Origin of the sequence: Streptococcus sp. oral taxon 431 (assembly GCF_001553685.1) — a bacterium.
Lineage (GTDB): Bacteria > Bacillota > Bacilli > Lactobacillales > Streptococcaceae > Streptococcus.
Window position 1 is genome coordinate 1416572 of record NZ_CP014264.1, and the last position, 14401, is coordinate 1430972.

14 protein-coding genes are annotated in these 14401 nt (G+C 38.7%); 2 read left to right on the top strand and 12 right to left on the bottom strand.

Features of this window, described 5'->3' with window-relative positions:
* Positions 1-100 precede the first annotated feature (100 nt).
* From proC to AXE83_RS06665, 5 genes are all read right to left on the bottom strand, one after another.
* Entirely contained in the window at positions 101-898 is a 798-nt protein-coding gene (proC, locus tag AXE83_RS06645; protein ID WP_060955862.1) for a pyrroline-5-carboxylate reductase, read from the bottom strand.
* Positions 899-901: 3 nt separating this feature from the next.
* Complete coding sequence (locus AXE83_RS06650; protein WP_060955863.1) at positions 902-2164, bottom strand: glutamate-5-semialdehyde dehydrogenase; 1263 nt, start codon at positions 2162-2164, stop codon at positions 902-904.
* 9 nt (positions 2165-2173) lie between these two features.
* Positions 2174-3283 carry a glutamate 5-kinase gene (gene proB, locus AXE83_RS06655; RefSeq protein WP_060955864.1) on the bottom strand — a complete coding sequence of 370 codons (1110 nt, stop codon included), beginning with the start codon at positions 3281-3283 and terminating at the stop codon, positions 2174-2176.
* A 157-nt stretch (positions 3284-3440) separates the two neighbouring features.
* On the bottom strand, positions 3441-4637 hold the full coding sequence (gene tuf, locus AXE83_RS06660; protein ID WP_001040718.1) for an elongation factor Tu: 1197 nt from the start codon (positions 4635-4637) through the stop codon (positions 3441-3443).
* A gap of 199 nt (positions 4638-4836) precedes the next feature.
* Positions 4837-5937 (bottom strand): AI-2E family transporter, encoded by a 1101-nt coding sequence (locus tag AXE83_RS06665; RefSeq protein ID WP_060955865.1) that lies wholly within the window; start codon positions 5935-5937, stop codon positions 4837-4839.
* Positions 5938-6042: 105 nt separating this feature from the next.
* Here AXE83_RS06665 and pbp3 point away from each other — a divergent pair, with 105 nt between their 5' ends.
* Entirely contained in the window at positions 6043-7284 is a 1242-nt protein-coding gene (pbp3, locus tag AXE83_RS06670) for a D-alanyl-D-alanine carboxypeptidase PBP3 (protein ID WP_060955866.1), read from the top strand.
* A 55-nt stretch (positions 7285-7339) separates the two neighbouring features.
* Here the strand turns inward: pbp3 and AXE83_RS06675 are convergent, their stop codons facing one another.
* From AXE83_RS06675 to AXE83_RS06695, 7 genes are all read right to left on the bottom strand, one after another.
* Entirely contained in the window at positions 7340-9043 is a 1704-nt protein-coding gene (locus AXE83_RS06675) for a recombinase family protein (RefSeq protein WP_060955867.1), read from the bottom strand.
* Between the two features lie 61 nt (positions 9044-9104).
* Complete coding sequence (locus AXE83_RS11250) at positions 9105-9272, bottom strand: hypothetical protein (protein WP_190279306.1); 168 nt, start codon at positions 9270-9272, stop codon at positions 9105-9107.
* Complete coding sequence (locus tag AXE83_RS06680; RefSeq protein WP_060955868.1) at positions 9256-10053, bottom strand: replication-relaxation family protein; 798 nt, start codon at positions 10051-10053, stop codon at positions 9256-9258. The genes AXE83_RS11250 and AXE83_RS06680 overlap by 17 nt, the downstream gene beginning before the upstream one ends.
* 92 nt (positions 10054-10145) lie before the next feature.
* Positions 10146-12365, bottom strand: coding sequence for a type IV secretory system conjugative DNA transfer family protein (locus AXE83_RS06685; protein WP_060955869.1), 2220 nt, complete (start codon positions 12363-12365; stop codon positions 10146-10148).
* 2 nt (positions 12366-12367) lie between these two features.
* Positions 12368-12535: a hypothetical protein gene (locus AXE83_RS11255; protein ID WP_190279307.1), complete on the bottom strand. Its 168-nt coding sequence runs from the start codon at positions 12533-12535 to the stop codon at positions 12368-12370.
* Between the two features lie 157 nt (positions 12536-12692).
* Entirely contained in the window at positions 12693-12893 is a 201-nt protein-coding gene (locus AXE83_RS06690; protein ID WP_060955870.1) for a hypothetical protein, read from the bottom strand.
* 9 nt (positions 12894-12902) lie between these two features.
* A complete protein-coding gene (locus AXE83_RS06695) occupies positions 12903-13163 on the bottom strand; it encodes a hypothetical protein (protein ID WP_060955871.1) in 261 nt (86 codons plus the stop codon).
* A gap of 128 nt (positions 13164-13291) precedes the next feature.
* Here AXE83_RS06695 and AXE83_RS06700 point away from each other — a divergent pair, with 128 nt between their 5' ends.
* Entirely contained in the window at positions 13292-14329 is a 1038-nt protein-coding gene (locus AXE83_RS06700) for a hypothetical protein (protein ID WP_060955872.1), read from the top strand.
* The last annotated feature ends 72 nt before the right edge of the window (positions 14330-14401 follow it).

A 14401-nucleotide genomic window follows, 5' to 3' on the forward strand; every position in this document is an offset into this window, starting at 1 on the left:
TTCTCTCTTCTATTCTATCAAAAAAATGGGGATTTGTGAAAAGCTTTTTTCATTTTCTACTTTGTAAGAAAAAAAGAGAGTGAGTTTTAATGCTCACCTCTTATTTGCCTAATTCTTGAGTTTTTTTGTAGGCTTGATTGACAGCATCCATAACGGTTCCTCTAAAAGCATGCTCTTCTAGACTTGCTACACCAGCAATGGTCGAACCACCTGGGCTACAAACTTGGTCTTTCAAGACTCCAGGATGTTGTTGACTTTCTAGGACCATTTGACCTGCACCAACTACTGTTTGAGCCGCCATTTTCAGAGCCATTTCTCGTGGCAATCCTGTTTGAACTCCTGCATCTGCCAAAGCTTCGATAAATAGATAGACAAAGGCAGGACCACAACCTGCAAGCCCTGTTGCCGCATCTATTAAAGCATCGCTTAATTCAACTAACTGACCAGCCTTGACTAACAGTTGACAAAAAAGTTCATTGTCTTCTGGATGACAATTTGCAGACAAGGCATAACTAATCACTCCTTGCCCAATAGCAACAGGTGTATTAGGCATGATGCGAATAATCCTATGGTGACTTGGAAGAAGACTAGCGAGTTTTTCCAAGGTCAAACCAGCTGCCATGGAAATCAAAAGAAGACTTTCTCGTTTCTCAAGGATTGACTGATATTGAGTAAGCAGTTCTGAGAACTGTGCTGGCTTTACTCCTAGAAAAATCACATCTGCTTCTGCAAAGATTTCGTCATTGATAGAAGCCAGACCACCATAATTGGCAATAAAAGCATCCACCTTAGCTTGACTACGATTTGCAAGGAGAATCTGATAATTAATCTTTGCCTGCAAGACAGCCTTAGCCAAGCTGGAACCCATATTTCCCAAACCGATAAATCCAATCTTCATCTCTTACTCCCTTATCTGTCCGTCACCAGTAACCACATATTTGTAGCTGGTCAATTCCTTCAAGCCCATTGGACCACGAGCATGCAATTTTTGAGTAGAAATCCCCATTTCACAACCTAGACCAAATTGGCCACCATCTGTAAAACGAGTCGAAGCATTGACATAAACCGCTGCCGAGTCTACTTGATCTGTAAAGTAAGCTATAGCATCAGCATTTTCAGTCACAATCGCATCCGAATGATGGGTGCTATGGACTTCTATATGCTCTACAGCTTCCTCAAGACTAGAAACTACTTTTACAGCTAGGACATAGTCTAAAAACTCAGTGTCAAAATCTTGTGGCTCCGCTGCTATCCCAGAAATAAATTGACTAGCTTTCTCATCTAGACGCAATTGAATCGGTTCCAGTCCAGCTTCTTTTCGATCGGCAACCAGAACTTGCTCCAAGCGAGGAAGGAAGCTTGCCGCCTTGTCTTGATGAACAAGCAGCACTTCCATGGCATTGCAGACTGAAGGACGACTAGTTTTAGCGTTATTGATAATAGACAGTGCCTTGTCTTCATCCGCATCTTTGTCAACGTAGACATGAACAATCCCTGTACCTGTTTCGATAACTGGCACAATTGCATTCTCAACGACAGCATTAATTAACCCGGCACCTCCGCGAGGAATAAGAAGATCTAGATAACCCTTAGCCTTCATCATGGCATAACTACTTTCACGGCTAGTATCTTCTACTAATTGAATGACATCTGGATGAATAGTCGTTGTCTCCAAGCCCTTCTTCAAGGCTGTGACAATGGCATGAGCTGTTTGGTAGGCATCCTTACCGCTCCGAAGAACAACCGCATTTCCACTCTTGAGAGCAAGGGCAGCTGCATCAGACGTCACATTTGGACGACTTTCATAGATAATGCCAATAACACCCATAGCCACACGCTTCTTAGTAATGACCAAACCATTTTCAAGCTGACTTCTTTCTAGGACTTCACCGATTGGATCTGGTAAAGCAACTACATCACGAATGCCTGTTGCCATAGCTTCTATACGCCCTGCATCCAAATAAAGACGATCCAGCATAACATCTGATATTTTACCCTTTGCTGCTTCCATATCAAGGACATTAGCTGCTAAAATCTCTTCAGTAGCTGCTAATAAGTGATCAGCCATGGCTAGCAAGGCTTGGTTTTTTACTGTTTCACTAGCTGTGTTAATCGACTTTTTAACAGCCTGTACCTGTTCAAATTGTTCTTGTGTACTTACCATAGTTTACCTCTAAAATTCTGTAAAGAGTAGTTGGATTTCAGGAGTAATGGAAATCCAGTCATCACGATGAATCAGGACACCCTTGGCTTTTTGAGAACGAAGGACATCTTTAAGCCCCGATGCACCTAGTTGCACTCTACCTTTTCCGAGTGATTTTCCAGTTTCCTTATCAAATACTGTTACAATATCACCATAAGAAAAATTGCTCTCAACATCTACAACCCCTGATAAAAGGAGACTCTTTCCATGTTGAGAGAGGGCTTCTGCCGCCCCTCTATCAACCCAAATAGCCCCCTGACTTTTGGCATAAAAAGCTAGCCATTGTTTCTGGGTACGGAGCCCCTTCTCCTGTGCAACAAAGTAAGAACCGTCCTTGGTCTTCTCTGCTGCCTCTATCATAGCATCAGCTTTCAAGGATGAACAAATATAAACAGGTACTCCTGACTCTGTCGCAATAGTCGCTGCCTTGATCTTAGTCAGCATACCTCCAGTTCCATTAGATGAACCTGCTCCGCCAGCCATATCGATAATTTCACGATTGATGGTCTCGATTCGCTCCAAGCGTTTAGCTCTTGGATCCGAGTTAGGATTACCAGTATAAAGACCATCTACATCTGTTAAGAGAACCAAAAGATCTGCCTGCACCATTGCTGCAACCTGGGCACTAAGTGTATCATTATCTCCTACCTTAAGTTCGTCAATAACGACACTATCATTCTCATTGATGATAGGAATTGCACCACGATTTAGAAGGACAGATAAAGCTTGATGGGCATTTTTATAACGTCGCTTATCGACAAAATCATCCTGAGTTAGCAAGATTTGCGCTGAAACAATCTGTCTTAAGAGCAAATTTGTTGTATATTCTTCCAGAAGCAATCCTTGACCAACCGCTGCTGAAGCTTGCTTATCCGCAATCTTTGTTGGTCGTTTTTTAAATCCTAAGGCTCCGAAACCTGCTGCAACAGCCCCAGAAGACACCAAAATCAGCTCATGACCTGCTTCATGCAGCATTGCAAGCTGTTGTGTAATAGCTTTTACTTTACTGCGAGATAAACTTCCATCTTTATGTGTCAGGGATGAAGTCCCTACCTTAAATACGATACGCTTGTACTTCATATTTCTCTCCAAATTTAATATTTAACCATTTTACCATGATTTTATGAAATTGTAAAAAAGGAACTCTCTCACTTTTGATCGAAAAAAAAGAACCTTGCATAGCAAGATTCTTTTAGTGTCTGACTTAAATAATTGTTCTTCTGGGAACTAAATCGAATTAAGCTTCGATTTCTGTAACCATACCTGAACCAACAGTACGTCCACCCTCACGGATAGAGAATGTAGTACCTTGTTCTACGGCGATTGGGTGGATCAACTCAACGTCGATTGTCACGTTATCACCTGGCATTACCATTTCAGTACCTGCTGGAAGTTCGATTGAACCTGTAACGTCAGTAGTACGGAAGTAGAATTGTGGACGGTAGTTGTTGAAGAATGGAGTGTGACGTCCACCTTCTTCTTTAGTAAGGATGTAAACTTCACCTTTGAATTTAGTGTGTGGGTTGATTGAACCTGGTTTAGCGATAACTTGTCCACGTTCGATTTCGTCACGTTGAACACCACGAAGAAGGACACCTACGTTGTCTCCTGCAAGACCTTCGTCAAGTTGTTTACGGAACATTTCAACACCAGTAACAACAGCTTTTTTAGTTTCTTCTTTGATACCAACGATTTCGATTTCGTCGTTGACACGAACAGTACCACGGTCGATACGTCCTGAAGCAACTGTACCACGTCCAGTGATTGAGAATACGTCTTCGACTGGAAGAAGCAATGGTTTGTCAGTGTCACGTTCTGGTTCTGGAATGTACTCATCAACAGTGTTCATCAATTCCATGATGATGTCTTCGTATTTAGAGTCACCTTCAAGAGCTTTAAGAGCTGAACCTTGGATAACTGGAAGATCGTCACCTGGGAAGTCGTATTCTGAAAGAAGGTCACGGATTTCCATTTCAACCAATTCAAGCAATTCTTCGTCGTCAACCAAGTCGATCTTGTTCATGAAGACGATAAGGTGTTTAACACCAACCTGACGTGAAAGAAGGATGTGCTCACGAGTTTGTGGCATTGGTCCGTCAGTTGAAGCTACTACAAGGATAGCTCCGTCCATTTGAGCGGCACCAGTGATCATGTTTTTAACGTAGTCCGCGTGTCCTGGAGCGTCGATGTGAGCGTAGTGACGTTTTTCAGTTTCGTACTCAACGTGCGCAGTGTTGATTGTGATACCGCGTTCGCGTTCTTCTGGAGCAGCATCGATAGACGCATAGTCTTTAGGTTGGTTAACTGCTGAAGGCAAGCGACGTGCCAAAACAGTTGTGATAGCTGCAGTTAGGGTAGTTTTACCGTGGTCAACGTGTCCGATAGTACCAATGTTAACGTGTGGTTTACTACGATCGTATTTTTCTTTTGCCATTTGAGTAAAAGCCTCCAATAAAATATATTTTATAGATAGACAGTAGGCAATACAGTCTAACTTTCCTTACTATTTTATCAAATTTTAGCTAAATTGCAAGTGTTTTACAAAGTTTTTATTAATTATTCTTATTCTTACTATAAGTTGCAGATTTATTGATAAAAAAAGAAACAGATGAATCCGTTTCTTTTTAAAATCTTTATTTTTCTCCCACTTCTTGTACTTCTTTATGTTTTTCATAAAGTCGGACTAGGAATTTGGATATTTCTTTGAGAATTGAGTAGGTAGGAACGGCAACGATCATACCTACGACACCATAGATATTACTTGACAACAATAATAGGACGAGAATTGTAATCGGATGAACTTTCATGACTCCACCAACAATACGAGGGTATAGGATATTCCCATCTACTTGTTGGATAATCAGCATATAGATAACTGCTATAATCATCTTTTGAGGATCCGTAAACAGATTTGAAATAATCATCGGAATTAGTCCAATACTCGGTCCAACATAAGGAATCAAATTTGCTAAACCTGAGAAAATAGCAAAAACTAATGCATATTTTAAGCCAATCACACTATAACCGATAAAAGCCAAACACCCGATAATGAACGCATCGATTGATACTCCACTTATGTAACGGGAAATAGTCTCATTCAAGTTTGTTATTAAACCAGATATATTGAGTTTGTCTCGCTTTAAAATAGTTCTTTCTAGCATCGGTAAGAATTTATGACCATCTAAAAGGAAATAAATCAAGAAAACCGGTGTCATAATGATAATTAAAACAGTGCTTACCAAAGCTGAAAGGACACTTCCCACACTATTTGTCACACTATTCAAGATATTCTGTAAAATATCGACATAAGAAAGATTTAATTGTTGGATTGTTTGTTGAATATCTAGCTCTTGGAAAGTAGGATATTTCGATAATTCTATCACTAAATCTTGGATTCGAGAATAGATATCTTGGCTAGAATTAATCAAGCTACTCAACTGATTAATTAAAATCGGCAAGAGATAGACGACAGCTATCACTATGGTTCCAAAGAGAACACAAAGTGTTAACAAAATACCAATGATTCGATTAATGCGACATTCCTTCTCTAAAAAAATGACGATTGGATTTGTTAAGTAGTATAGAAATCCACCTAGTAAAAAGGGAATCATGATTGTATTTACGACACTTACAAACGGTGTAATAATAGCACCCATTTCTCGCCATAAGTAGAAAATAAGGGTTATTAATAATATCTCAGTGGTCCAGAAGAATAATTTATTTCTCCGAAACATATGCCACCTCCTCTTTTTCCTATTTTACCATATTTCGAAAAAGATTGATAACCTACATTATAAAAACAAGAATATTTTTTGTCTTTATGATAGAATAAAGTTACTATGAAGAAATTATTTTTAACATTAATCACGCTTATTTCATTTGGTTCTGCTACTACTGTTTTTGCTCAGGATTTTGATGTCGCAGCAAAACATGCCATCGCTGTTGAGGCTAACAGTGGTAAGATTTTATATGAAAAAGATGCGACACAACCGGTTGAAATTGCCTCTATCAGTAAACTACTTACCGTTTACCTAGTATATGAAGCTCTAGAGCAAGGCAAAATCACTCTTTCTACCCCAGTGGAAATTTCAGATTACCCCTACCAGCTTACAACCAACTCCGAAGCAAGTAACGTTCCCATGGAAGCTCGTAACTACACTGTTGAAGAGTTGCTAGAAGCAACATTGGTATCTAGTGCCAATAGTGCAGCTATCGCGTTGGCAGAAAAGGTTGCTGGATCAGAAAAAGACTTTGTTGATATGATGAAGGCTAAACTTCTTGAATGGGGAATTCAAGATGCTACCCTCGTCAATACAACTGGTCTAAATAATGAAACTCTTGGGAATAATATCTATCCTGGTTCTAAGAAAGATGACGAAAATAAGATGAGCGCCTATGATGTTGCAGTTGTCGCTCGTAATCTTATCCTCAAATATCCTCAGGTTTTAGAAATCACGAAAAAACCTTCTTCCACTTTTGCAGGAATGACTATTCATTCTACAAACTCAATGTTAGATGGTATGCCTGCTTACCGTGGTGGTATTGATGGTCTTAAGACTGGAACAACTGATAAAGCAGGTGCTTCTTTTGTTGGTACGACTGTTGAAAAAGGAATGCGTATCATTACCGTTGTCCTTAACGCCGACAACCAAGATACAAATCCTTACGCTCGTTTCACAGCAACTTCAGCTCTTCTGGACTATATCTCATCTAATTTTGCTCTCCAAACAATCGTTAAGCAGGGAGAAAGCTACCAAGATAGCAAATCTCCAGTTTATGACGGGAAGCAAGATACGGTTACAGCAGTCGCTAAAGAAGATATAAAAATTGTTCAACGTCTTGGTAGTCGAGCGGAATCAAGTGTTACATACACACCTGATGCTACTGAGCATGTTGCTCCTCTAGAAGCAGGTACGGTCGTTGGACATCTGACCTATGACGACAAGGACTTAGTCGGTCAAGGTTATATCACAACTGACAAACCAACCTTTGAAATGGTTGCTGATAAAAATGTTGAGAAAGCCTTCTTCTTAAAAGTATGGTGGAATCGTTTCGTTCGATTTGTAAATGAAAAATTATAAAAAAATCGCGAAAAGTCTGACCTGACACATAGCAGTTTAGTTAAATGGGTTAATATTAGCGAGCCAAGTCGTTTGGCTCGCTTTTTTCATTGTTTAGTTTTCCGATGAAATTATAGTAAATGTCAATCTGAATAATGCGATTACGTTTCGTACCAGTTGGTTTATGAATCACAATCTTGTCAATCAGTTCATTCACTATTTCAACGGTTAGTTCTGGTAGCTCTGTATATTTCAAAATTCTCGCCATAAACTTGGAGATATTAAGGCTGTCTTCTTGTTGTTTGGTGAGTTTTTCGGTTAAGTCAGAAATGGAAGTTTGAAGTTGTTTCTGTTCTTCTTCATAGCTCTGACTTAGTTTCACAAAGCGTTCATCTGAAATTTTACCAAGTAGATTATCTTCATAAAGCTTCTGAATGATGCTGTCAATCTCTTTAGAGCGGTATTCGTCCTTTTGAAGTTGCAGTTGCTGGCGTTTGCTATCCTTGCAGAATTGCGCTTGGCTTTGCTGTTCTATCTTCTTCAAAAAGGTTTCTTGGTCTAATTGGCACTCGTGGATAGTTTGACGAAGTTTGTCGCTTACAATCTCAATCAGGGCGGATTTTTGAATGTAGTGGGGATTTTCACAACCATCAATCGGCTTACGGTAGGCAGAACATTTATAGTGGTCGTGATTAAGTCCGTTTTTCTCTTGTGGGCAAAAATAATGCTTTCGCCCACAAGTTCCACAAAAAACTAATCCTGCAAACAAATTCTCGTGACCAGCCCGATTTTTATACCGTTGATTAGACCGCTTATGACTTCTCATTTTCTGTACAATATCAAAAGTTTCTTGGTCAATTATCGCTTCATGAGTATTTTTGAAAATCAACCAATCCTCCTTTGAGTTATCCACCTTACGTTTATCTTTGTAAGATTTTGTCCGTGTTCGAAGATTGACAGTATGCCCGAGATATTCTTCACGCCCTAAGATAGCACTTAGAGTTTCTCGCGTCCAAAAATATGGCAAAGTTTCCACATTTGGGCTGGAAGAAATAGACTTCAAACCGATTTCTATTCGATGGCGGTCTGGTTTAAAAATTTTGTCATTTTCTAACCCTTTTGCAATCTCCGAAAGGCTTTTCCCGCTTTTTGCTTCTTGAAAAATCCGTTTCACAACTTCACTGGCAACTGAGTCAATAATCCAATTTTTAGGGTTGCTTGAATCTTTGAGATAGCCGTAAGGTGGGTTAGTAGTCACTCGCTCACCAGCTTTGGCTTTAGCTTGAACCACCGCTCGAATCTTCTTGCTGGTATCTGCCGCATACATTTCGTCCATTAAACTCTTGATTGGCAAGAAAATAGAATTAGTTTCATTAGGTTTATTCGAATCTACGCCATCGTTTAAGGCAATAAAGCGGACATCAAAGCTAGGGAAAGTAATTTCCGTTAGTTGACCAACCTTGATATAAGAGCGACCTAAACGGCTCAAATCCTTAACGATAAAGTTTGAAACTTGCCGATTTTCCACCAGTCTAAGTGCTTCCGAAATTGCTGGGCGGTCAAAATTTGTGCCACTAAAGCCATCATCAACGAAAAGAACTGGATTTAGCAGTTTTTCTCTCGCTACTACATCAAGAAGAATATTCTTCTGATTGATAATTGAGTTACTATCTCCGTCCAGTCCATCATCTTGACTTAAGCGACAATAAACCACTGTAATATCTGAAAGTTTCGAAGTGTCTACTTGTCTATAATCTGAAATTGTCAAAGTTCTGTTCATGTGTTTTTCTCCTTTTGGAGTTCACACACCTTATACTTCTATTATACCATTTTTACTACTGTTAAAGTAGTGATTTATCGCTTAAAATCAACCTTTCTAGGATATTTTCAAGATTGCGATTTCCAGTAAAACGGTGACGGACTAAGTAAGTCGTTCGACCAATTCGACAAATTTCATCGGCGGTGCGTGAGGGCTGGTTTGAATCTCGGTCTTTATTCTTTTGATTCATTAGCTATTCCTCCCTTGATATAATCTGGGTATTCTTCAAGTGTTATTACAGTGAACAGTTCCCAAAAGTTATATAGTTCATTTTGAATAACTTTCGAGATAGCGAGCTTACGCTTATCGTCTGGCACTATCCAGAGCACAAATGGGAAAACTTCCTTTTGTCGCTGTTCAATACCTGAACGATAATATTCAATATATTTCTTACAAGTATTTACAATACGTGCAAGACTTTCCGTGCTTCGGTCTATTTCCAGAAAATAATAGTCTTCGTAATCGTGATTAACCAGCTCTAAATAAGCATCAGGTTTTAGAGTTCTACCTATACCTGAAAGTTTTTGGTAGCTGCGCCAAGAGTTCGGCTCAAAGGAAAAAGTTTCAAGCGATAGCTTTTCTGAATCTCGAATGGTTTCTAGTGTCTCAACAAAAATTTCCGTAATTGCTAAAGTATGCTCAACATGATGTTGGGTTGGCTCGTATTTATTTTTATAGCGCAAAACAACTGTTTCATCTTGGTTTTTAAGGAATTTTAATCCCTGAAAAGTAATTTGCCAAACATAAGAAGCAGAGCCACGGCGTGCGCCACCAATTCGCCGTTTTAAGTGTGAAACTAATCCAGCTTTCTTCAGACTTTGAAGCGCAAAATTAGTTCGGCGAATTGCGGTGTCAGCTCTCACGCTACTGGCAAAAAATAATCTTGCTAACTGGTTGGTAGTCGCATATCTTGCTTGACTTAAAAAGTAAAGAATTTGCGAGTCATTATCTATTTTGTAATTCCATTTCATCTGTTTTGTTCTCCATTAAAATTTAAAGGTGTGCTCCCGTAAAATGTGCTTAGTTACGGAGTAAGTCGTGTGAGTAAAAATCCTAAAAACCTTTATTCATCAGGGGTGGATAGATTTTCTTCATCAACACGATTCGAAGAGCGATTGGAATACTTTTTGCGCCCTAAATCTGTTAATTTTTGGTTAGAATTTTCATTTTTCGAAGAAGATTTTTCAAAAATGTAGTTTTCGAATTGGCTTTCAATTTCTGAAATATCTTGTCCGTATCGGCTCAAGCTATTCAAAAATGGCACACGACTATCTCTAATTTTTGGTTTAGGTGGGTATGCTTTACTAATAATCCAACGATAAGTATTTTGTGAAATTTCAGTACGAATATATGCCCAAAATGGCGGTAAGCTGTAAAAATCTTCTTTATCAATCTCCAGAGTATATTTTGCCATTTCGCGAGCTTCATCAAGATTTAAACCAAAAACAATTTTATTCGCAACATTAGATTCAATTCCAGCTTTTAACTGGGGCGACATCTGTGCGAGGTGCTGGAAGCCGATATTCCAGCCAACATTAAACTGGCGAGATTGCGAAAGTGCTTCGTCTAAGTTAGAATTGGGGATTCCTAAGAAAGTTGGTGTTTCATCAATATAGATAAAGACAGATTGGCGTTTGCTTGGATCAACCGAAGACTGGCGCAAAATTAACATCCAGAGCATAGAAGTAATAAGACTACCAATTAGCTTCGTAGACTCTGAACCAATTACCGCTTTATTTAGTGGAATCAATACGATTTTTCGGCTTTTGAAGATTTCTGCAAGACTGAAATTTAGATTAGTTTGTCCCAACATTGCCCGAAGTTGCGGACGAAGCAAAAACTGTCGGAATTTATTCAAAATGGGGTTTAACATCTGGTGACGTTGAGCTTCACTGAGTAGCTCAAACCAGTTCCAGAAACTTTCCAGCCCGATTGGGTCTTTTAACTCTCTTAATAGTTTATTTCGAAAGGACTGATTAGTCAGCAGACTCGGTAACATGATTAAAGAGGTATTTGGAATTCTAGCAAGCGTTAGAAAACTGTGCGATAGAATATCCAGTGAGTAAATTCCAAAATGTTCAGGATAAAGCCCTTTAAATAGCTCCAGTAGATAATCTGCAATTACTTCGGGTTCAATACCGTGTTTTGTGAGTTCAAAAGGGTTAATACCAATAACTCGTTTGGCAGTTGGCGAGATGACTACAATATCTTCATCATGTTCATCTGATGTGCGCTCTAATAGTTCATGAGTAAGTTGACCTTTGGCATCCACCACAACAACGCTATGATTTTTAGAGTTTATATCTGATAAAATCAAGTGACTCATAGCGGTGGTTTTTCCACAACCTGTTGAACCGAGAAAAACGGTGTGCTTTTTGCCAGCTTGCGCTGAAATTTGAATTGGTCTTGGTTGACTTTCAACCGTTTGCGCCAAACTTCGCTGAATCTTCCGATTAATATTGTAGCCTAAAGGTGGCACTACTAATTTAGGGTGAACATTTGGCACACCTGAAATATTTTCTTCCCCAATAGGTAAAAGCATGAAACAAGCTAAGTCTGAGATGGATAAACTATATGGGAAAGACCAAGAGGCTTGTGCTTGATTAAGTTTTTGGATAGCTAATGGTTTTAATTTAATGGTTGCATTTGATTCCATCATGCGAAAACTACTAAGTAGGCTGTCAAAAAATTCTTTTGTTCGCAAAATACTGCGAGATTGGACACCAAGACGAATTTCACACTTAAAAGTAGATTGGTTCAATTTTTGTTTCATCAGCTTTTTTGAATTTTCGGAAAGCTCAGGAATATTATTTGTAATCACTTGATACCATTTAGCGGATAAATTCGGCAAATCTTTTGGTTGAGGGCGAGGCGGTGAGCCTGCACCAATAACCAACTGAACAACTACTGTTTCGTCTGGCTGAAGTATTTTTGAAATTGCAAGGCTTGAACGTATCATGTTTTCTACAGAGTCCGTTTTTAAAGCATAGTGAGATTCTTTAATGTTCACTAACCGTGCAATCGAAAGTTTTTCGCGTTTAGGAACTCTTGAAAACTGAATAGCTCGGTGCGATTGAATTAGTTGGCTGATATGTCGCTTGTCTTGTTCTTCCGTTCCTAGTAGATAGCGCACGCGATTCTTAGATAATCGAATTTCAAAGATAACTGCTTTGCGCCGACTTAGCCCCACCAGTTGACCCAACATAGATTTCACATCATCTATCTCAAACGGGCGTTGCCAGTGAAACTCGCTCCAAGATAAGGCTTCAAACTTACGTCTCATCTTTACCTCCATTCTTTAGATTTAATAATCCGAAAGGCAAGCCAGCCGATGAAAACAACCACAGTCGCCAAAACCAAGAACCACCAAACTTCCAGAATTAGTTTCACCGCCCAGTTAATAAGCCAAGCACAAGCAACAAATCCAAGAATATATGCCATTAGTTTTCTCATAGCTGGTCTCCTTTCTGCCCTCATTTATACAAGAAAATTGATAAAAAGTTAAATTCCACTGTCTTTAGTTTTTAGAGCGATTGGAATGAATTGTAAGCAATGAAACAGTAGTATATTTGAACATATTTTTACCATTTGTCTAGTCTAAACAATCCTTTTATTTTCTTGAAATTTTTCGCATTTCTGCTTTAGCGACCAAGAAAAGTTGATTGATTTCTTGCCGTTTTTCCAGAAATTCTGCCAGGGCGATTTCTTCTTCACTACAGTGCTCTTCATTTGCTTGTTTTGGTTTTTCGAACCAATCCCAAAGAAATATGGCAACAACGATAATCATAAAAGCTATAAAGTAGTCCATCATAAAGCTACCTCATTTCATCTTTTCAGTAGCGTAATATGTGAACGCTTTGAGAATATAATCTGTATATGCTTTAGCTTCTGGCGTATTTTTGAGTATTTCTGCCTGCGTGAGTGCCAGATTGCCCACTTTATATAAAATATCGCTAGCGAGAAGCTCCAAGGCTTGATTATCTGCCATCGCTTCACTCAGTGTTTTAGCCACTTCTAACTGATAGGGGCTAACAAGTTGAGGAAGGTCTACTTTTGAGGTCGATTTTTGAATATGATTCATGAGATTTCTCCTTTGATTTTGGTATAATTGTTTTAAGTTAGCTAACTTATGGTTTTATTATAGAAAAGTCCAAGCGTGATTTGTTGCCAATAATTGTGCTAAAATCTTGCCAGTTTCGGAGGTGCTTGATGTTTGATATTCCTAGTTTGTTTTCTATTATTTTAAAACACGCCAATAAAACGACTTGGTCTGACAGAAAGAAAGTTAGCGTAGGCTTGTCGCTCGTCTTACACGAAGACTCTTTGGCTTATCTATCGGATACAACCTTTAATAAATTGTTTACAGGCCAAAATAAAGGACGAACCCTTTACAGAATCGTCCAAGATGAAATAACAGAAGAAGGCTATTCCAGCTATATCTTTCAAGCCGAGAAGCGATTAAGCGACACCAACTATAAAGAAAATAAGTTCTTGTTGGCAGATACGATAGAAGATTTTTTTGAACTAATAGAAGAATCGCAAAATCTGCCGAAGTCCGTTTTATTAGGTTTAAAGCAGTCTTACAAACTTAACCACCAAGACCGACCTTATCTTTTTCTGGCCGAGTGTTTATTTTATGCGTTAGCTTGCCAGCACAACAAACAACAACAGTATATTGAGCCAGATTTTAGCCAAGAAACAGAAGTCGTATCAAAACCATTAGAAGAGCTTGTAGCACGAGCTAACGGTTATTCGAAGCGCATTGTTCAAGACTTAAACCGTTTTTCAGAAGAAGAACTTCAACTGTTCAGAAAAATAGCACCATTTACTTTTTATGATGAATCTTACGATGAGCTCTCTGGCGATTACATTTTAGATTATTACTTGATTTCTCACGCTGATTTTCTAGATTTGTTCACTAAATACGGCATTAAAGGTAATGAAGTTTCACGCCTAATTGAATATGGTTTAATTTCTGGTGGTGGCAGACATGAGATAATTGTGGAAAAAGGAGAACTATCTGGTTTCCAAAATGATAACCTCATCTTAACTTTCACCACTAAATCTGACGAAAGAATAACATTCGAATATAGCGCCTTTCACTTAACAGATACCGCCAAAGCCCTGATTGAGATTTTGGAGATTGAGACTAGTGATGAGTTTTTTCGGGAGTTGGGAGAAGAGTTTAAAAATAAGGTTAAAGTATTACCTATTGATATAGAAATATTAGGTGTGGATGAGTTTTAGATGAAATGGTAAAAATATTTATATGATCTGAGATGTTTTTCAGAGGTAAAAATGATATAATTAAAAGTGTAT

What these genes read in the sequence shown, in the direction of transcription:
- proC (WP_060955862.1), bottom strand. Translation starts at nt 898, where the DNA reads ATGAAGATTGGATTTATCGGTTTGGGAAATATGGGTTCCAGCTTGGCT.
- AXE83_RS06650 (WP_060955863.1), bottom strand. Translation starts at nt 2,164, where the DNA reads ATGGTAAGTACACAAGAACAATTTGAACAGGTACAGGCTGTTAAAAAG.
- proB (WP_060955864.1), bottom strand. Translation starts at nt 3,283, where the DNA reads ATGAAGTACAAGCGTATCGTATTTAAGGTAGGGACTTCATCCCTGACA.
- tuf (WP_001040718.1), bottom strand. Translation starts at nt 4,637, where the DNA reads ATGGCAAAAGAAAAATACGATCGTAGTAAACCACACGTTAACATTGGT.
- AXE83_RS06665 (WP_060955865.1), bottom strand. Translation starts at nt 5,937, where the DNA reads ATGTTTCGGAGAAATAAATTATTCTTCTGGACCACTGAGATATTATTA.
- pbp3 (WP_060955866.1), top strand. Translation starts at nt 6,043, where the DNA reads ATGAAGAAATTATTTTTAACATTAATCACGCTTATTTCATTTGGTTCT.
- AXE83_RS06675 (WP_060955867.1), bottom strand. Translation starts at nt 9,043, where the DNA reads ATGAACAGAACTTTGACAATTTCAGATTATAGACAAGTAGACACTTCG.
- AXE83_RS11250 (WP_190279306.1), bottom strand. Translation starts at nt 9,272, where the DNA reads ATGAATCAAAAGAATAAAGACCGAGATTCAAACCAGCCCTCACGCACC.
- AXE83_RS06680 (WP_060955868.1), bottom strand. Translation starts at nt 10,053, where the DNA reads ATGAAATGGAATTACAAAATAGATAATGACTCGCAAATTCTTTACTTT.
- AXE83_RS06685 (WP_060955869.1), bottom strand. Translation starts at nt 12,365, where the DNA reads ATGAGACGTAAGTTTGAAGCCTTATCTTGGAGCGAGTTTCACTGGCAA.
- AXE83_RS11255 (WP_190279307.1), bottom strand. Translation starts at nt 12,535, where the DNA reads ATGAGAAAACTAATGGCATATATTCTTGGATTTGTTGCTTGTGCTTGG.
- AXE83_RS06690 (WP_060955870.1), bottom strand. Translation starts at nt 12,893, where the DNA reads ATGATGGACTACTTTATAGCTTTTATGATTATCGTTGTTGCCATATTT.
- AXE83_RS06695 (WP_060955871.1), bottom strand. Translation starts at nt 13,163, where the DNA reads ATGAATCATATTCAAAAATCGACCTCAAAAGTAGACCTTCCTCAACTT.
- AXE83_RS06700 (WP_060955872.1), top strand. Translation starts at nt 13,292, where the DNA reads ATGTTTGATATTCCTAGTTTGTTTTCTATTATTTTAAAACACGCCAAT.